The organism is Enterococcus sp. C50, assembly GCF_040887505.1.
In the GTDB taxonomy this organism is placed as follows: domain Bacteria; phylum Bacillota; class Bacilli; order Lactobacillales; family Enterococcaceae; genus Enterococcus_B; species Enterococcus_B thailandicus.
In genome coordinates this window covers 84,357-102,521 of record NZ_JBFOFW010000004.1, presented here as the reverse complement: position 1 = coordinate 102,521, position 18,165 = coordinate 84,357, and the positions used below count along the sequence as shown (strand labels likewise).

General features: G+C 37.9%; 19 protein-coding genes. 18 read left to right on the top strand and 1 reads right to left on the bottom strand.

Annotated elements, in window-relative coordinates; translation table 11 throughout:
• Positions 1–41: 41 nt before the first annotated feature.
• Both AB3I20_RS06780 and AB3I20_RS06775 read left to right on the top strand, forming a co-directional pair.
• Positions 42–1,769, top strand: coding sequence for a phospho-sugar mutase (locus tag AB3I20_RS06780; RefSeq protein ID WP_368027121.1), 1,728 nt, complete (start codon positions 42–44; stop codon positions 1,767–1,769).
• Between the two features lie 72 nt (positions 1,770–1,841).
• Complete coding sequence (locus AB3I20_RS06775) at positions 1,842–2,135, top strand: helix-turn-helix transcriptional regulator (RefSeq protein ID WP_067483865.1); 294 nt, start codon at positions 1,842–1,844, stop codon at positions 2,133–2,135.
• Positions 2,136–2,281: 146 nt separating this feature from the next.
• On the opposite strand, the gene AB3I20_RS06770 is transcribed toward AB3I20_RS06775, so the two are convergent.
• Entirely contained in the window at positions 2,282–3,142 is an 861-nt protein-coding gene (locus AB3I20_RS06770; protein ID WP_067483867.1) for a pyruvate, water dikinase regulatory protein, read from the bottom strand.
• A gap of 90 nt (positions 3,143–3,232) precedes the next feature.
• Between AB3I20_RS06770 and AB3I20_RS06765 the strand changes: the two genes are divergently transcribed.
• The 16 genes from AB3I20_RS06765 (at position 3,233) to AB3I20_RS06690 (ending at position 18,161) form a co-directional block, all read left to right on the top strand.
• Positions 3,233–3,661, top strand: coding sequence for a Fur family transcriptional regulator (locus AB3I20_RS06765; RefSeq protein ID WP_067483869.1), 429 nt, complete (start codon positions 3,233–3,235; stop codon positions 3,659–3,661).
• 162 nt (positions 3,662–3,823) lie between these two features.
• The gene (rpsU, locus tag AB3I20_RS06760; RefSeq protein ID WP_002356740.1) at positions 3,824–4,000 is read left to right on the top strand and encodes a 30S ribosomal protein S21; all 177 of its coding nucleotides are present in this window, start codon (positions 3,824–3,826) and stop codon (positions 3,998–4,000) included.
• 26 nt (positions 4,001–4,026) lie between these two features.
• Entirely contained in the window at positions 4,027–4,473 is a 447-nt protein-coding gene (locus AB3I20_RS06755) for a GatB/YqeY domain-containing protein (RefSeq protein WP_071868699.1), read from the top strand.
• Positions 4,474–4,635: 162 nt separating this feature from the next.
• Complete coding sequence (locus AB3I20_RS06750; protein ID WP_368027120.1) at positions 4,636–5,607, top strand: PhoH family protein; 972 nt, start codon at positions 4,636–4,638, stop codon at positions 5,605–5,607.
• A 23-nt stretch (positions 5,608–5,630) separates the two neighbouring features.
• A complete protein-coding gene (locus AB3I20_RS06745) occupies positions 5,631–7,832 on the top strand; it encodes an HD family phosphohydrolase (protein ID WP_368027119.1) in 2,202 nt (733 codons plus the stop codon).
• A gap of 34 nt (positions 7,833–7,866) precedes the next feature.
• Positions 7,867–8,343, top strand: a complete 477-nt coding sequence (gene ybeY / locus AB3I20_RS06740) for an rRNA maturation RNase YbeY (protein WP_067483877.1) — start codon at positions 7,867–7,869, stop codon at positions 8,341–8,343.
• The gene (locus AB3I20_RS06735) at positions 8,327–8,719 is read left to right on the top strand and encodes a diacylglycerol kinase family protein (protein WP_172843720.1); all 393 of its coding nucleotides are present in this window, start codon (positions 8,327–8,329) and stop codon (positions 8,717–8,719) included. The genes ybeY and AB3I20_RS06735 overlap by 17 nt, the downstream gene beginning before the upstream one ends.
• Positions 8,720–8,737: 18 nt before the next feature.
• Positions 8,738–9,637 carry a GTPase Era gene (era, locus tag AB3I20_RS06730; protein WP_067483882.1) on the top strand — a complete coding sequence of 300 codons (900 nt, stop codon included), beginning with the start codon at positions 8,738–8,740 and terminating at the stop codon, positions 9,635–9,637.
• A 74-nt stretch (positions 9,638–9,711) separates the two neighbouring features.
• A complete protein-coding gene (gene recO, locus AB3I20_RS06725) occupies positions 9,712–10,572 on the top strand; it encodes a DNA repair protein RecO (RefSeq protein WP_067483884.1) in 861 nt (286 codons plus the stop codon).
• A gap of 300 nt (positions 10,573–10,872) precedes the next feature.
• Positions 10,873–11,115 carry a hypothetical protein gene (locus tag AB3I20_RS06720; RefSeq protein WP_271015204.1) on the top strand — a complete coding sequence of 81 codons (243 nt, stop codon included), beginning with the start codon at positions 10,873–10,875 and terminating at the stop codon, positions 11,113–11,115.
• A gap of 22 nt (positions 11,116–11,137) precedes the next feature.
• Positions 11,138–12,055, top strand: coding sequence for a glycine--tRNA ligase subunit alpha (gene glyQ, locus AB3I20_RS06715; protein ID WP_067483888.1), 918 nt, complete (start codon positions 11,138–11,140; stop codon positions 12,053–12,055).
• A 1-nt stretch (position 12,056) separates the two neighbouring features.
• Complete coding sequence (glyS, locus tag AB3I20_RS06710; protein WP_218658119.1) at positions 12,057–14,132, top strand: glycine--tRNA ligase subunit beta; 2,076 nt, start codon at positions 12,057–12,059, stop codon at positions 14,130–14,132.
• A 541-nt stretch (positions 14,133–14,673) separates the two neighbouring features.
• On the top strand, positions 14,674–15,405 hold the full coding sequence (locus AB3I20_RS06705; RefSeq protein WP_067483891.1) for a GntR family transcriptional regulator: 732 nt from the start codon (positions 14,674–14,676) through the stop codon (positions 15,403–15,405).
• Between the two features lie 12 nt (positions 15,406–15,417).
• Positions 15,418–16,593, top strand: coding sequence for an SIS domain-containing protein (locus tag AB3I20_RS06700; protein WP_067483893.1), 1,176 nt, complete (start codon positions 15,418–15,420; stop codon positions 16,591–16,593).
• A gap of 25 nt (positions 16,594–16,618) precedes the next feature.
• Positions 16,619–17,590, top strand: a complete 972-nt coding sequence (lacD, locus tag AB3I20_RS06695; protein ID WP_067484145.1) for a tagatose-bisphosphate aldolase — start codon at positions 16,619–16,621, stop codon at positions 17,588–17,590.
• Positions 17,591–17,681: 91 nt separating this feature from the next.
• Positions 17,682–18,161, top strand: coding sequence for a PTS sugar transporter subunit IIB (locus AB3I20_RS06690; protein ID WP_067483894.1), 480 nt, complete (start codon positions 17,682–17,684; stop codon positions 18,159–18,161).
• Positions 18,162–18,165 lie beyond the last annotated feature (4 nt).

The following is an 18,165-nucleotide window of genomic DNA, read 5'->3' as shown; positions in this document are numbered from 1 at the left end:
ACTAAAACAGAATTCATATTTTAGAAAGAGGTGTTATTTTCATGTCTTGGGAACAAGTTTATGAACAATGGGCAAATGAAGTGAACCTAGAAGAAAATTTAAAACAGCAATTAACTGTATTGAGTCAGGATTCTAAACAATTAGAAGATGCTTTTTATACGCCTTTAGGATTTGGTACAGCAGGAATGCGTGGTATTTTAGGCCCTGGTATTAATCGTATGAATATTTACACAGTCCGCCAAGCAACTGAAGGACTCGCTCGTTTTATGGATGCACAAGATCCTGAAACAAAACGTCGTGGTGTAGCAATCGCATATGACTCACGTCATCAATCACCGGAATTTGCAATGGAGGCTGCGAAGACCTTAGCCAAGCACGATATTCCATCTTTTGTTTTTGAAAGTTTACGACCAACACCAGAATTATCTTTTGCTGTTCGTCACTTGAATGCGTTTACTGGCATCATGATTACGGCTTCTCATAATCCTGCTGCTTATAATGGTTATAAAGTTTATGGTGAAGATGGTGGACAAATGCCACCAGCAGATGCCGATGCATTGACTAAATATGTACGTGAAGTTAGCAATCCGCTGAAAGTCGAAGTGATGTCAGATGAAGAAGTGGAACACAGTGGTCTGATTTCAATTATTGGCGAAGAAGTAGACAACGCCTATTTAGCAGAAATGAAGGCTGTAACGATTGACCACGAATTGATTGAAGAAATGGGTAAAGACTTAAAATTGGTTTATACACCTCTTCACGGAACCGGGAAAATGTTAGGCGAAAAAGCCTTAAAACAAGCTGGTTTTGAGCAATTTGTTTTGGTGCCTGAACAAGCCATTCCAGATCCTGATTTTACAACGGTTAAATCTCCGAATCCGGAAGAACATTCTGCTTTTGAATATGCAATCCGTCTAGGTGAAAAAGAAGGCGCTGATTTGTTGATTGCAACAGATCCAGATGCCGATCGTCTTGGTGCTGCCGTTCGTTTACCTGATGGTTCGTACGAAGTATTAACAGGAAACCAACTTGGCGCAATCATGATTCAATACATCTTAGAAGCACATCAAGCAAGAAAGACGATGCCAGCGAATCCAGCGGTGTTGAAATCGATCGTATCAAGTGAATTACCAACTGCAATTGCAAAAAACTATGGTGCAACGATGTTCAATGTGCTAACTGGGTTCAAATTTATTGCTGAAAAAATCCAACAGTTTGAAGAAGACCATTCACATACATTTATGTTTGGCTTTGAAGAAAGCTATGGCTATTTAGTTAAACCATTTGTACGTGATAAAGACGCAATCCAAGCATTAGTTCTATTGGCAGAGGTTGCTGCTTTTTACAAGAAACAAGGAAAAACATTGTATGATGGGTTACAATCAATTTTTGAAACGTATGGTTACTATGCAGAAAAAACGATTTCTGTTACCATGAGTGGTCAAGAAGGATCAGCTAAAATCGCAGCGTTAATGGAGAAATTCCGTCAAGAAGCACCAACTGAATTTGCAGGTGCCAAAGTATTGCAGACAGAAGACTTCAAGAAATTAACAAGAACAGATGCAGCTGGAAATGTTGAAGCATTAACAACACCACCTTCTGATGTCTTGAAATATATGTTAGAAGAACAAGGTTGGGTAGCAATTCGACCTTCTGGTACAGAACCAAAGATCAAATTCTACATTGGAGTTAAAGGAAACTCGCAAGACGATGCTGAAGCAAAAATTGCAGCTTATGAAGCAAGCATCCAAGCAATTACAAAAGACTAAGGAATTTGAGACTGACGGAAAAAGTGGTAAACTTTAGAAGTCAGTCTTTTTGGATAGTTGGAGGTGAAGCCTTTGTCAGAGGTTCAAGGAACAAAAATTGAAAAGATCAGTCAGCTATTTAAAATGTTAAGCGATCCAACACGTTTAAAAATTTTATTGTATCTAAAAAATGGTGAACAAAATGTGACAGCTATCAGCCAAGCGGTGGAAATGGAACAATCAGCTGTTTCGCATCAGCTGCGATTACTCCGAGAAAATAAAATCGTTCGTTCTCGCCGTGAAGGAAAAGCAATCTTATATGTGCTGGATGACTCCCATGTTTTAGATATCTTAGAGCAGACTGTCAAGCATGTGGAGCATGACTAAGTCAGAAAACAAAAAGTATTTGAAACAGTAATCCAGTCTAAGAAATAAAAGCCAAATGATTTTGCTCGAAAAAAGGTGAGCCCAAACCGTTATCGGATGTGGGCTCACCTTTTTCGTTGGTGCGAATTAAAATAAGAATCAGGGAATCAATCGGAAGTTTCAGAAGACTCTGTTCCATAATAGCTGTGGTCTTCTAATTCAAGTGCATTTAAAATCAGAGAAGCAGTTTCTTCAATAGAAAGCGAGGCGACATTGATTACTACACAGCCCAGTTTTTGATAAAGATCATTTGCGAAGTCTAATTCTGCACGAATCTTTTCAATATCAGAATAAGCAGTATCTGGATTTAACCCATAAGAGCGCATGCGTTCCTTACGAATGCTGTTTAAAATATCGGGATCATTGGTTAGACCGACAATTTTTTTAGGATCTACTTCCCACAATTGCTTTGGAATATGTGCTTGTGGAATCAAAGGTAAATTTGCAACCTTTAAATTTTTGTTGGCTAAAAATAGACTCAAAGGTGTTTTGGAAGTACGAGAAACGCCAAGCAAAACAACATCTGCTTCTAAAAATCCTCGAGGGTCTTTACCATCGTCATATTTCACTGCAAATTCCATTGCTTTGATGCGTTTGAAATAGTTTTCATTCAACAAATGAAGTGCGCCGGGTTGACGCGTTGGTTGAATCCCGGTTCGTCGTTCGATTTCGGCTACAGGTGGCGTCATGATATCAAAGCTGAACAATTCGTTTTCATCACAAAATGTTCGAGCTGTGTCGATCAATTCTTGATTGATCAAGGTGTGGAGAACGATGGCTTGTTCTGTCAAGGCATCATTTAATGCATTGAGTAAAGTTTCTTTGTCAGTGACAAATGTTCGACGAAATAAATTGAATTCGACACTTGGATACTGAGCCATTGTTGCTTGTGCTAATTTGGTTGCTGTTTCACCAGCAGAATCAGAGATGACAAAAAAAGTAACTAATTCAGTTGAATCTGAAGCCATAAGAAAAACCTCACTTGCTTTTTTTTTTGCTTTATTATACCATACTCTGGAATACGTACTTCGTAATCGTTTTGATTTGGAGGAAGAGGAATGAAAAAGCAAACATTAATTGAACAATCTTTGGAAACACTCAAAAATAACGGATTTAAATACACGAAAAAAAGAGAAGCTTTGTTGACTTACTTGGTAAAGCGTAATCGCTATGTCTCTGCTAAAGAAGTCTTTGACTATATGAACGAAACATTCAAAGGTGTAAGTTACGATACGATTTACCGCAACTTGCATGATTTTGCTGAACTTGATTTATTGGAAGAAACCGACTTGAATGGGGAAATGAAATTCCGCTTTCATTGTTGTCAGGGCGAAATCGGTCACCATCATCATTTTATCTGCACTGTATGTGGGAAGACGAAAGAAATCCATATGTGCCCAATGAACTATTTTGAAGAACAACTTGGTGGGTGCACGATTGAAGGTCACCGATTTGAAATCTTTGGGCGTTGTGAAGATTGTCAATGATTCGATAAAATAAAATAACAACTAATAAATCAAAAAAAAAGAAAGAATCCCTTGACGGTCAAAAGAGCATTAGCTATAATGTTTAAAGGACAGTTTGTTTTTTGGGATAATTATTTCAATAGCACTACGGTTACTTTTTAAGCTCGGAGGGAGGGAATTAACATGTCAAAAACAGTCGTTCGCAAAAACGAATCACTTGACGATGCTCTTCGTCGCTTCAAACGTTCCGTGTCAAAAGCGGGTACTTTACAAGAATCTCGTAAACGTGAATTCTACGAAAAACCAAGCGTGAAACGTAAGAAAAAATCTGAAGCAGCTAGAAAACGCAAAAAATTCTAGTTCTTTGATGAATTGGAGCTGGTAGTGTGTCACTACTAAGTAGATTGAACGATGACATGAAAGCAGCGATGAAGGCAAAAGAGAAAGAAACTTTGCAAGTCATTCGTATGATTAAGTCATCAATACAAAACGAGCAAATCAAAGTAGGCCACGACTTGACGGAAGATGAAGAATTAACAGTGTTGTCTCGTGAGATGAAACAACGTCGTGATTCTTTACATGAGTTTGAGCAGGCAGGACGCGATGATTTAGCTGATAAAGTAAAAGGCGAAATTGTAATTGTCGAAAAGTATATGCCAGAACAACTTTCTGATGATGAAATTCGACAACTTGTTCAAGACGCTATTGCACAAACTGGTGCTTCATCTGTTAAAGAATTTGGCAAAGTAATGGGAGTTATCATGCCTAAAGTCAAAGGAAAAGCAGACGGAAATCAAGTAAATGCAATCGTAAAAGAACTATTACAAGCTTAATTTTGTAATCTGAACCGCAGACAGAAATGTTTGCGGTTTTTTTCTGTTGTTTGAGTTTGAAGAAAAAGGTGTGTCAACGCCCCGCTTTTTATTTGCTATATAGTTTTCTATGAGTGTGGTAAAATAGACAAGAAATGAAAGAGATAAAGGAGATGTCTATTTTTGACAGAAGAGTCCATTTCTTTAGAGATTAGATTAACAGCGGCTGACGATGCCAGCTTACTTTTTGGTGCGCATGATAAACACATCAAACTTATAGAAGATGCAACCGACACCGTTATCAATACGCGTGGTGAAACAATTCAACTAATTGGAACAAATGAACAAGTGAAATTGGCTAGTTCAGTTATCCGCACACTACAAGAACTGATCAAACGCGGAATCCATATCAGTACACCAGATGTGGTAGCGGCGATAAATATGGGGCGAAAAGGTACCTTAGATTACTTCATCGAGATGTATGAAGAAGAAATTGTGAAAGACAGAAATGGTAAACCTATCCGGGTAAAAAATAGTGGACAAAAGAAATACGTTGAGTCCGTCAAACACCATGACGTCGTTTTTGGTATTGGACCTGCTGGAACTGGGAAGACTTTCTTAGCGGTTGTGTTAGCAATTGCCGCATTAAAAAAAGGCGAAGTCCAAAAGATTATTTTGACTCGACCAGCTGTTGAAGCAGGAGAGAATCTGGGCTTTTTACCCGGGGATCTGAAAGAAAAAGTTGATCCTTATCTACGTCCTGTTTATGATGCACTTTACCAAATCTTCGGGTTGGAACATACGAACCGTTTAATGGAACGAGGCGTAATTGAAATTGCACCTTTGGCGTACATGCGTGGTCGAACATTGGATGACGCATTTGTTATTTTAGATGAGGCACAAAATACGACTGTGGCTCAAATGAAGATGTTTTTGACTCGTCTTGGTTACCAATCGAAAATGATCGTCAATGGAGACACTAGTCAAATTGACTTGCCGAGAGGGACATTGAGTGGCTTAGTTCATGCTGAACGTACGTTGAAGCAAATCAAAAAAATTGATTTTGTTAATTTCGAAGCCAGCGATGTTGTGCGACATCCAGTAGTTGCTGAAATTATTCAAGCGTACGAAAAAGCCGATCTTCATCAAGAATAAGCTTTGCTTAGGAGGATAAGCACATGTTGAATAAAACAATCCAGCAACTGCAAGCAAAATTAGGAAAAGTGTTTTTGCCCTTGCTGTTAGCTGTGTTTTTTGTGATCGTTTGTGGGGTGACTTTTAGTAGTGTCAAACAAAAAGCAAACGATTTTAGAGAAGGACAAGTAGCTGAAGAAAGTATTCGTGCAACCAAAACGATTGAGAATACAGAAGAGACCGAGCAAAAGAGAAAATTGGCAGCCGAAGCAGTCACACCAGAGTACACCTATCAACAAGATTTAGCAGCTGATCAAAATGACCGAATCAAGCAACTGTTTGATTTGATTAACAAAACAAATGATACAATCGACAAGGCGTATGATGAGAAAGTCAAAAAGGCCAGTGACGATGCTAATATTCCTAAACCAACGATTGATGAAAGAATTGCAGCACTGAAGAAGAATTTTGAAACAGTGAACGTAGAAGATGTCGCGTTTTACCAAAAGTTACCTAGCAATTTTTATACACTCATTTTCGGTATGACAGAGGATGAATTGTCGACTGTTCGTGATGAAAGTCTGAAATTAATCGATGAACAAATGAGTAAGCAAGTAAGAGAAAGCGATGTTGACACATTTAAGCAAGAGGCACAGGATAAAATCCAATATCTCAATGTTACCTCTGCGCAACAACAAGTACTGAACTACTTGGTGGATCAAGGAATCGTAGTGAATGATGTTCTTAATGAGAAGAAGACCGAAGAACTGAAAGCTACTGCACGGGAAGCTGTTCAGCCTGTAATGATTTTCCAAGGAGAAATCATTGTACGCGAAGGAAATCAAATTGATGCAGCCGCAATGAAAAAATTAGAATTATTGGGACTAACCAATCAAACAACTTCGATTTTTCCGCTAGTTGCAATGATTTTAGCCGTGTTGCTTCAAATTGTTGTTTTGACTTACAATTCATTGCAATTTCAAGATTCAGATAAACGGACGGAATATGTGTTGTTTTATGTAACAGCAATGTCTTTAAGTATTATCATGATGAAATTTTTCCAATTATTCCAAACGGAACAAGCAACTTATATCCCGTTGTTTTACCCAGCGGCGTTTACCCCATTGGTCTTAAATTTCTTCCTTAATCGAAGAGCCGGGATTATGGCAGCACTTTTCCAAGCGGTAACAGCGTTATTTATCTATTATGGTTCTATTGGGACAAATACCTTAACCGTGTTATTAGTTTCGTATCTGTTTTCTGGTTTGATGGGGACAATCGTTCGTCGTCAACGAATTTCTGAACAAGGATTACCAGCGGTTTTATGGGTAATTATCTTCCCAACGTTGATGAATATCATCTTGATTGTTTATCAAGGTATGAGCTTTAGTGATGGAACAACTTGGTTGACTTTAGTTTGTGGTGTAACAGGTGCACTGTTATCTTTCTTATTAACGATGGGCTTGCATCCTTACATTGAATTAATGGTGACAGATGATAGTGTGATTGTCTTAAATGAACTAAGTAACCCAAATCATCCACTATTGAAACAACTATTAGAAGAAGCGCCGGGAACGTATCATCATAGTATGATGGTAGCTAATCTAAGTGCAAATGCAGTAGCAGAAATTGGTGGTCGCTCGCTATTAACCCGAGTGGCTTGTTACTATCATGATATTGGTAAAATTAAACATGCTAGTTTTTTTGTTGAAAACCTACCGTCTGGTGCTGAAAATCCACATAATTTCCTGTTGCCAGAAGATAGTAAACAAATTATTTTTGGTCATGTGACTGATGGTGCTAAAATTTTAGAAGAATATGGTATGCCTGAAATGGTCATTGACATTTGTAACCAACATCACGGAACGACATTGATGCGGTATTTTTACGTGAAAGCAAAGGAACGTAACCCTGAAATAACAGAGGAGCAGTTCCGCTATCCGGGGCCAAAACCACAAACAAGAGAAGCTGGGATTGTCAATATTGCCGATAGCTGTGAAGCAGCTGTACGTGCAATGGATCATCCAACAGGTGAAAAAATCGAACAATTTGTTCATAACTTGATTGCAGAACGCATTTCAGATGGTCAGCTAGACGAGACAGGTTTAACATTGAAAGAAATTCGCAAAGTTGAGAAATCATTGATTAGTGGATTAAGTAGTACGTTCCACTCGCGAATCAAGTATCCAAAAATGAAATCAGAAGCTGAAAAATTAAAAGAAGAGCAAGCACAAACACAAGAATAATCTAAAAAGTGAGTAAAGAAAGAAGCGATGACTAATGGATATTACATTCATGGATGAAACAAACAAAGTACCTGAGGAGAAGATGCAAGAAATCGACGAACTACTCCAGTTTGCAGCCGATTATTTAAAATTGCCTGAAGAAACTGAAATGTCAGTGACTTTCATGGATAATGATGCGATCCAAGTAATCAATCGTGATTATCGAGGAAAAGATGCACCAACTGACGTCATTAGTTTTGCTTTGGAAGAAGAAGGCGAAGACGAGATCCCAGTTATTTTTGAAGATGGAGAGAATCCAATGCCACGTGTTCTTGGCGACATTATGATCTCAATCGAACGCGCTGCAGAACAAGCAGAATCATATGGCCATTCATATGATCGCGAATTAGGTTTCTTAGCAGTACATGGTTTCTTACACATCAACGGGTATGACCACATGACCCCTGAAGACGAGAAAGAAATGTTTGGGTTACAGAAAGAGATTTTGGATGCTTATGGACTTAAAAGATAAACAGGTTGAGAAGAATAAACATTTTATGACTTCTGTGGAATTTGCCATTCAAGGAGTAAAAACGGTTTTTGATGAAGAACGCAACATGAAAACTCATGTTGTGTTCGGCATCTTTGCATTGATTGCTGGCGTTATTTTTCAGCTTAGTCAGAATGAATGGCTGTGGCTGTTTTTAGCTATTTTTTTAGTGTGGATTGTTGAAATTTTAAATACTGTTTTTGAAAATGTTGTCGATATGTTTACGGACTTTCATTTTCACCCGATCGGGAAAAAAATTAAAGACATGGCTGCGGGAGCGGTTTTATTGACGGCTTGTTTTGCGGTGATCGTAGGTTTGATTTTATTTGTTCCCAAAATTTATCAATTATTTTTTTAAAGAAGAAGGAGAAACAATATGCCAGAACATAAATCAGGATTTGTTGCCATTGTTGGACGCCCTAACGTTGGTAAGTCAACACTTTTGAATCGAATCGTTGGTCAAAAAATTGCCATCATGAGTGACAAAGCACAAACAACTAGAAATAAAATCCAAGGAGTCTACACGACACCAGAAGCACAATTGATTTTTATTGATACGCCAGGAATTCATAAACCCAAACATCGCTTAGGTGACTTCATGGTCGAAGCAGCTTACAGCGCACTGAAAGAAGTAGATGCTGTATTATTTATGATTAGTGCGGATCAAAAGCGTGGCCGTGGGGATGATTTTATTATTGAACGACTAAAAAATGTAACATCACCTGTTTATCTAGTTATCAATAAAATTGATAAAATCCATCCAGATGAGTTGTTAAGTATTATCGAAGATTATTCTTCACAGATGCCATTTGCTCAAGTAGTGCCGATTTCTGCAACTGAAGGAAACAATGTGGATCGTTTGATGGAAACTTTAGTGGATGAAATGCCAGAGGGTCCGCAATATTTCCCAGAAGATCAAATAACAGATCATCCAGAATATTTTGTTGTTTCAGAATTGATTCGAGAAAAAGTACTGGTATTGACTCGTGACGAAGTTCCTCATTCCGTAGCAGTCGTTGTTGATTCGATGAAACGTAATGAAAATGATAAAATTCAAATCCAAGCAACGATCATTGTTGAACGTGATAGCCAAAAAGGAATCATCATTGGCAAAGGCGGAAAAATGTTGAAACAAATCGGAACAAAAGCGCGTAAAGATATTGAAAGTTTACTCGGTGATAAAGTTTTCTTGGAACTTTGGGTAAAAGTTCAAAAGGATTGGCGTGACAAAAAAGTCTATCTCCAAGACTTTGGTTACCGTAAAGACGAATACTAAAATCAGTAAAAAAAACGGATCTGGACAGGTAGCAATACTTTTTCCAGATTTCTTTTTTTGAGGAGGGGAATCGATTGAGTCAATTGGTTGAATCAAAAGGCTTGATTATTTCTAGTCGCAACTATAAAGAAAAAGATAAATTGGTCAAGATTTTTACAGAATCAGCGGGGAAAATGATGTTTTATGTCAAAGGTATCCATCGACAAAACCAGCCATTAGCACCTGCTATTCGACCGTTTACTCAAGCTGTTTATATTGGCACCTTTAAAAGTGAGGGTCTATCTTTTATCACGAGTGTCAAAGATGTTCATGCCTATCGTAAAATTCAAGAAGATATTTTTTTGAGTGGCTATGGGACTTATTTGTTAAGTTTGGTTGATGCAGCAATTGAAGATCACCAATATGATCCGAATCTTTTTCATTTTACGCAACAAGCGTTGGAAAGAATGAATCAAGGAGACGATGCAGAAATCATCACCAATATTTTTGAGATCCAAATCTTACAACGATTTGGGATTGCACCGATTTGGACGCATTGCGCGGTTTGCGGTGAAACACAAGGAAAATTTGATTATTCTTCAAAATATGGCGGTGTGATTTGCGAACGTCATTGGTCCCTTGATCCAAGAAGGTATCACGCGGATCCTCGAGCTGTTTATTTTGCACGTATGTTTTCTGCTATTTCTTATGAGAGAATCAACGGAATCCATTTAAAAGAAGAAACGAAGCAAGCGATTCGTCAATTGATTGATCAGCTTTATGAAGAATATGTGGGGATTCATCTTAAAAGCAAAAAATTTATTGATCAAATGAAATCATGGGAGCATGTGCTCAAACCATTAGAGAAAAAAGGTGACGCCCCAGCTACTGAGCAAGAAGAAGTAGCTGAGGAACCCGAGTCACCTTTGTCAGCTGATCCTACAGATCATGAGTGAGCCGAGAAAAAAAGAAATTTAATTGGTCAATAAAAAAATTTGACAAAAGAGTAACGAAACGGCTATTATTAACCGTAGATAAAAATAGTACGTTGATCAAGAAGAGTAAAAAATACGTGGGTAAAAGCGAGTTCGGGAGAGTGTGAGCCGAATACAATCGATTTTTGAAGTGGCGCTTGGGAGTACGTGAAACGAAGCTGCCGAATGTTTATTCGGAAGTAGGGTGGAACCGCGAATTTATTCGTCCCTATGTCTGTAGTCAGACATAGGGACTTTTTGTATTTTTAGGAGGAAATCAAGATGCAATTTGACATGGAAATTCCGGCAACAGAGTTTAAAGAAAACCGAATCAAAGTTCTTTCGAGTGTCGCATTGGCAGTCAGCGTTGTTGATGACCAAGAACAAGTGAAAGAAAGCTTTACCACCAGACCAGAAGAAACGATTTATTCAATTGCTGCAGAATTAGCTGAGACAGACGTTGTTCGTGTGAAATTGATTCCAGGTTCAGTCGTCGCATTTTATCCAGTCGTGCAAGCTTTGTAAGAAATGAAAGGGGTACTATACTATGAGTAAAAAATTAAGCGTTCAAGACATGATTTTAACATTACAAAAATTTTGGGCATCAAATGGTTGTATGCTAATGCAAGCCTATGACACAGAAAAAGGTGCCGGAACAATGAGTCCTTACACATTTTTACGTGCCATTGGACCAGAACCTTGGAATGCGGCTTATGTGGAACCTTCACGTCGTCCAGCAGATGGTCGCTACGGTGAAAATCCAAACCGTTTGTATCAGCATCATCAATTTCAAGTCGTGATGAAGCCTTCACCAGAAAATATCCAAGAATTATATTTGGAAAGTTTACGTTTATTAGGCGTTGACCCACTAGAACACGATATTCGCTTCGTTGAAGATAACTGGGAAAATCCTTCAATGGGTTGTGCTGGTGTTGGTTGGGAAGTTTGGTTAGATGGAATGGAAATCACACAATTTACGTACTTCCAACAAGTAGGTGGCTTACCATGCAAACCAGTAACTTCAGAAATCACTTACGGGTTAGAACGTTTAGCTTCTTATATCCAAGAAGTGGAAAGTGTTTATGATCTTGAATGGTCAGCAGGCGTGAAATATGGTGAGATTTTCAAACAACCTGAATATGAGCACTCAAAATATTCATTTGAAGTCAGTGACCAAGAATTATTGTTACAAAATTTTGATCGTTTTGAAAAAGAAGCGAATCGTTGTATTGATGAAAACCTTGTTCATCCAGCATATGATTACATCTTAAAATGTAGCCACACGTTTAATTTACTTGATGCACGTGGCGCTGTTTCAGTTACAGAACGTGCTGGCTATCTTTCTCGAATCCGAAATATGGCTCGTGCGGTAGCAAAAATCTTTGTTGCAGAACGTGAAAAACTAGGGTTCCCACTATTGAACAAAAACACAGCAAATCCAGAAACAGTTAAGGAGGCTGAATAAGATGGCAAAAGACTTATTATTAGAAATTGGACTAGAAGAAATGCCCGCTCATGTAGTAACACCAAGCATGAAGCAACTAGAAGAAAAAACAGCAAAATTTTTAGATGAACATCAATTGACTTATGATTCAATCGAAACATTTTCAACACCGCGTCGTTTAGCAATCAAAGTAGTAAATGTTCCTGAACGCCAAGCAGACAGTGAAGAAGAAGTCAAGGGACCAGCAAAAAAAATTGCATTAGATGCTGATGGAAATTGGTCAAAAGCAGCCGAAGGGTTTGTTCGTGGGCAAGGACTAACAACAGCTGATATTACTTTTAGAGAATTAAAAGATGTTGAATATGTTTATGTTACAAAATACACGCACGGAAAACCTGCAATTGAAGTTTTAGCTGGGTTGGCAGATGTAATTAAAAGTTTAACTTTCCCTGTAACAATGCACTGGGCAAATTTTGATTTTGAATATATTCGTCCAATTCATTGGATCGTTGCGTTGTTAGATGATGAAGTCATTCCATTTAGCGTATTAGATGTTGAAACAGGTCGTACTTCTCGTGGACATCGTTTCTTAGGCGAACCAATCACTTTTGACCATGCGAAAGAATATGAAGATAAATTGAATGAACAGTTTGTGATTGCTTCACCACAAAAAAGAGAAGCAATGATTGTTAGCCAAGCACAAAAACTAGCAGAAAAAAATCATTGGGTAATTGACCTTGATCCAGAATTGCTTGAAGAAGTAAATAACTTGGTAGAATATCCAACTGTTTTTGCTGGTGATTTTGAAGAAAAATATCTTTCTGTACCAGAAGAAGTCTTGGTAACTTCAATGAAAGAGCATCAACGTTACTTTGAAGTTCGAAATGACCAAGGAATGTTATTACCTCACTTTATTTCCGCTCGCAATGGAGATGCTGTCAAATTAGACAATGTTATTAAAGGAAATCAAAAAGTATTGACTGCACGTTTAGAAGATGCTGAATTTTTCTACAATGAAGACAAGAAAGTTTCAATCGCAGAAGACGTAGAAAAACTGAAATCAGTTACTTTCCATGAAAAAATCGGTAGCATTTATGAAAAAATGCAACGTGTTCAAATCGCTGCCCGCATTATTGGGGAAGAAGTTGGGTTATCTGAATCAGAATTAACAGACCTTCAACGAGCTGCCGAAATTTATAAATTTGATTTAGTGACGAATATGGTCGGTGAATTCCCTGAACTGCAAGGAATCATGGGTGAAAAATATGCGTTACTTGAAGGTGAAAAACCTGCAGTTGCGAAAGCGATTCGTGAACACTACATGCCAATTTCAAGCGAAGGTGAACTACCAGAATCAGTTATTGGTTCGGTTTTAGCAGTTGCAGACAAGTTAGATAGTATCTTTTCTTTCTTTGCTGTAGGAATGGTACCAAGTGGATCAAACGATCCATATGCTTTACGTCGCCAAGCTTATGGTGTGGTTCGTATCGTTGAATCAAAAGGATGGAGCTTCCCGTTAGCTAAATTGCAAGAAGTTATTGATGAAGAAATCAGTAAAGATCTAACACGTTTTGGAATTGACTTAGCCAGTGGTCAAGGCGAAGTTCTTTCATTTATCAAAGGACGTCTACGCCAATTATTAGTCACTAAAGAAATTCGTCACGATGTGATTGACGCAGTATTGAATGCGGAACAAAAAGATTTAACAAAAGTCTTTAGCGCAGCACAATTATTTAAAGAACATTTGAATGATGCAGATTTCAAACCATCTATGGAAGCTTTGACACGTGTCATCAACTTAGCGAAAAAAGCAGAAACAACAGAAGTTGGTGTAGTAGACCCCGCATTATTTGAAAATGAAGCAGAATCAGCATTGAATGAAGCTGTGAATGAGTTAAAAGCTAATTTTGCAACACAAACATTAGGTGAAAGCTATGAAAGCTTAGTCCAATTGCGCCCATTGATTGAAGAATATTTTGATCAAACAATGGTTATGGCGGAAGATCAAGCAGTACGTGCCAACCGTTTAACTCAATTGAAAGAAATTGCATTTATGGCGTTGTCTTTGGCAAGCTTGGATAAGATTATGACAAAATGAGGTTGTGGTACCAAGCGTTAAGCTTCAAGCAATAAGAATACTTTTCTAAAAATAGTTTTCCATATTTTAAGAAAAGAGGACTTATTGCCAAAGAAGCTGCTTGGGGAACACCGTGAATAAGGTTGTGGCGCCAAGCGTTCAGCTCCAAAAAAATAATGAGCAACTGACAAAAATAGCTTTTCATGTTTTTGGACAGTTATGAATTATTTTGAGGAGTTGCTTGGGGAACACCGTGAATAAGGTTGTGGCACCAAACGTTCAGCTTCATTGAGATAGCGGGCCCATACTTTTTCAAAAAAATAAGTTTATTTAGAACTGAGACAATGAAATTTGTCTCAGTTTTTTTGCATTAGAAGCCATTATCAAGCAATAAGTGTCATAATTTTATCAACTGGTATCAGTCTGGTACTTTTCTGAAATGAAAAAAAATCCTTGATAATACTGATAATGTATAATTTTTTTTAAAAAAAGGTTTGACAAAATAGAGAAATATTTTTATTCTTGTCATGTGGTTATAACCAGTTAGAGGAAGGAAAAAATAATGGAGAGCTCAAGCAAAGGAAAATCATTATACTATCAACTTGTTGATGTATTAAAAGATCGAATCGAAACGCAGATGACAGCACACGATCAACTGCCATCTGAACGAGAATTATGTCAACATTACGGCGTTAGTCGCACGACTGTTCGCTTAGCTTTACAAGAATTAGAAACACTAGGTTGCATTTATCGCCGCCATGGTAAAGGTACATTTGTCTCTGATCTATCTGTGAAATCATCCAACTTAGCTGGAGCATACAGTTTTACAGAAGCAATGAAAGAATTAGGCAGACTACCTAAGACAGTTATTTTAGAATTTCGTCAAATCGAAGCAACAAAGAAAATTGCCCAAGCTTTGAATATAATGCTTGGTGAACCAGTGTTTAAAATCAAACGATTACGATTGGCAGATGCAGAACCCTTGATGGTAGAACGTTCTTACTTGCCAGTTAAATTATTTATGAATTTAGATTTACCGTTACTTGAAAGTAAACCCTTATATGATGTTTTCTCACAAGACTACAATCAAATCGTCCAGTTTGCAGATGAAGAATTTTATGCGAGCATCGTTCAAAAGAAAGACGCCGATTTATTACGTATCGCAGATAGTGCACCTGTATTACATTTGATTCGGTCGACGTACAATCATAAAAATGAAATTATCGAATACACAGTCAGCGTTGCCAGAGCAGATCAGTTCCATTATAAAATTCGGCACGTACGTAGTAATTAAGGAGGAAGTCAAATGCTTGAACAAAAAACAAAGTTGAAAGAGCTAGGTGCAGCAATCACGGCTAGTGAAATTCAACAGCAACCAGAATTATGGCAAGAAACCGTTACAATCATGAAGGAAAAAAAAGAAAAACTCAAAGAATTTTTTGAAAAAATGGATGAAGCAGCAGACGGAAAACGTATCCGAGTGATTTTCACTGGAGCGGGAACGTCTCAATATGTTGGAGATACAATTGTTCCTTATTTGAATGGACATGGTGAAACACAAAAGTTTATTTTCCAAAGTATTGGAACAACTGATATCGTTGCTGCACCACAAGATTATTTAATTCCAGACGAACCCACATTACTTGTATCGTTTGCACGCAGTGGGAATAGCCCTGAAAGTTTAGCGGCAGTTGAGCTCGCAAATCAAGTTGTTTCGACGATTTTTCATTTAACGATTACTTGTGCAGCAGAGGGAAGTTTGGCTAAAGCAGCAGAAAAAGATGCAAACAACTTTTTATTATTGATGCCTGAAAAATCAAATGATGCTGGTTTTGCAATGACTGGAAGTTTTACGTGCATGATGTTAAGTGCCTTACTGATTTTTGATCAAACACCGGATGAAACAAAGGAAAAATATGTAACCGTTTTATCAACGCTGGGTAAGGATATCTTAAACAGAGCAACTGAGATTAAGGAATTGATTTCGCCAGATTTTCAAAGAATTGTTTATCTAGGATCAGGTAGCTTAGCAGGTTTGGCAAGAGAAGCACAACTTAAAATTTTAGAATTAACTGCGGGAAAAGTCGCTACTAGTTTTGATTCTTCCATGGGTTTTCGTCATGGACCTAAATCATTTGTAAATGACGAAACGCTCGTCTTTGTATTTGTCAACAATCAGCCTTACACACGAACCTATGATTTAGATATTTTAGAAGAAATTCACGGAGATAAAATTGCGAAACAAGCGATTGCGATTGCTCAACCTGGAAAAATAAACTATTCTGGTCAAACTTTCCAAATCGAAGCAACTGAAATTCGTTTGCCTGATGGGTACCTATCTTTAGCGATGATCTTAGTTGCACAACTGATTGCATTGTTGACATCCATCAAAATCGGAAATACCCCAGATACTCCTTCACCAAGCGGAACCGTTAATCGTGTTGTTAAGGGAGTAACGATTCACGACTATCCAGGAATTTAAAGAAAAGAGGAGAAAATAAGTGAACTTGACAACAGAAAAACAAGCAGCAATGAATCGATTATCCACAGAAACCGGGAAAATCAGTGCATTAGCAATTGATCAACGTGGTGCACTGAAAAAAATGATGAATGCACTAGGAATGGATGCGACAGCAGAACAAATCAGCGAATTTAAAACCCTCGTTTCAAGTGAACTGACACCTTTTGCTTCTGCTATTTTGTTAGATCCAGAGTATGGCTTACCTGCGGCAAACGCTCGTGACGAACAAGCAGGCTTGTTATTAGCTTATGAAAAAACGGGGTATGATGCGACGAAACCAGGGCGTCTACCTGATTTGCTCGAAGATTGGTCTGCCTTACGTTTAAAAATAGCGCAAGCAGATGCTGTTAAATTCTTACTATATTATGACGTAGATGAAGACCCAGCAATCAATCATGTAAAACATGTTTTTGTCGAACGTTTAGGAAGTGAGTGCGCAGGAGAGGATCGTCCTTTTTACTTAGAATTGGTTTCTTATGATGCAACAATTACAGATAGTAATTCAATTGAATATGCGAAAATCAAACCCCATAAAGTCATTGAGATGATGAAAGAATTTTCACGGCCAAACTATAAAGTGGATGTATTAAAAGTCGAAGTGCCTGTCAATATGAATTACGTTGAGGGGTTTGCTACTAGCGAAACATGCTACACACAAGTTGAAGCACAAGAATTCTTTAAAGAGCAAAGTGAAGCAACGAATTTACCATTTATTTTCTTAAGTGCAGGAGTGTCAACGAAATTATTCCAAGAAACGTTGGTCTTTGCCCACAAATCTGGTTCGGACTTTAACGGTGTTCTTTGTGGCCGAGCAACTTGGAAAGACGGTGTAAAAGCCTATGTTGAGAGTGGTCGAGCAGGCGCAATTGATTGGTTGCAAACGACTGGTCGGGCAAACATCGAGGAATTAAATGAAGTTGTGGAACAAACAGCGACACCTTGGTATGAAAAAGCATAACAGTTTCATTTTAATTGAAGGAAAAGTAAGCGGTTTCGATTGCTTTTTATAGTAACATCACATATTTAAAAATAGAAGGGAACGAAGCAAAATGGCAATTATTGGCGTACGGATTGATGGCAGACTGATTCATGGACAAGTAGCGAATTTGTGGACAACAAAATTAAATATTACGCGAATCATGGTAGTGGACGACGAGGTAGCAACGAATGCAATCGAAAAAAGTGGTCTAAAGCTTGCTACACCAGCCGGGGTAAAGTTAAGCGTGTTACCAGTAGAAAAAGCAGCAACTAATATTTTAGCTGGAAAGTATGATTCGCAACGATTGCTGATTGTTGCAAAGAAGCCAGATCGTTTATTGAAGTTAGTTGAATTAGGCGTTCCTTTAACAGAAATCAATGTTGGCAATATGTCTCAAACAGATGAAACTCGATCGATTACTAAGTCAATCAATGTTGTAGAAGAAGATGTGTCCGTATTTAAGCAGTTGGCAGCCAAAGGTGTACACCTGATTGCCCAAATGGTCCCAAGTGACAAAGCCGAAGACTTTATGAGTCTGTTAACAAAATAGGAGG

Coding starts and splice junctions, on each gene's coding strand:
- ybeY (WP_067483877.1), top strand. CDS start 7,867: ATGGATATTACATTCATGGATGAAACAAACAAAGTACCTGAGGAGAAG.
- AB3I20_RS06690 (WP_067483894.1), top strand. CDS start 17,682: ATGGCAATTATTGGCGTACGGATTGATGGCAGACTGATTCATGGACAA.
- AB3I20_RS06720 (WP_271015204.1), top strand. CDS start 10,873: ATGCAATTTGACATGGAAATTCCGGCAACAGAGTTTAAAGAAAACCGA.
- AB3I20_RS06745 (WP_368027119.1), top strand. CDS start 5,631: ATGTTGAATAAAACAATCCAGCAACTGCAAGCAAAATTAGGAAAAGTG.
- AB3I20_RS06765 (WP_067483869.1), top strand. CDS start 3,233: ATGAAAAAGCAAACATTAATTGAACAATCTTTGGAAACACTCAAAAAT.
- glyS (WP_218658119.1), top strand. CDS start 12,057: ATGGCAAAAGACTTATTATTAGAAATTGGACTAGAAGAAATGCCCGCT.
- AB3I20_RS06780 (WP_368027121.1), top strand. CDS start 42: ATGTCTTGGGAACAAGTTTATGAACAATGGGCAAATGAAGTGAACCTA.
- rpsU (WP_002356740.1), top strand. CDS start 3,824: ATGTCAAAAACAGTCGTTCGCAAAAACGAATCACTTGACGATGCTCTT.
- AB3I20_RS06700 (WP_067483893.1), top strand. CDS start 15,418: ATGCTTGAACAAAAAACAAAGTTGAAAGAGCTAGGTGCAGCAATCACG.
- AB3I20_RS06770 (WP_067483867.1), bottom strand. CDS start 3,142: ATGGCTTCAGATTCAACTGAATTAGTTACTTTTTTTGTCATCTCTGAT.
- glyQ (WP_067483888.1), top strand. CDS start 11,138: ATGAGTAAAAAATTAAGCGTTCAAGACATGATTTTAACATTACAAAAA.
- era (WP_067483882.1), top strand. CDS start 8,738: ATGCCAGAACATAAATCAGGATTTGTTGCCATTGTTGGACGCCCTAAC.
- AB3I20_RS06735 (WP_172843720.1), top strand. CDS start 8,327: ATGGACTTAAAAGATAAACAGGTTGAGAAGAATAAACATTTTATGACT.
- AB3I20_RS06705 (WP_067483891.1), top strand. CDS start 14,674: ATGGAGAGCTCAAGCAAAGGAAAATCATTATACTATCAACTTGTTGAT.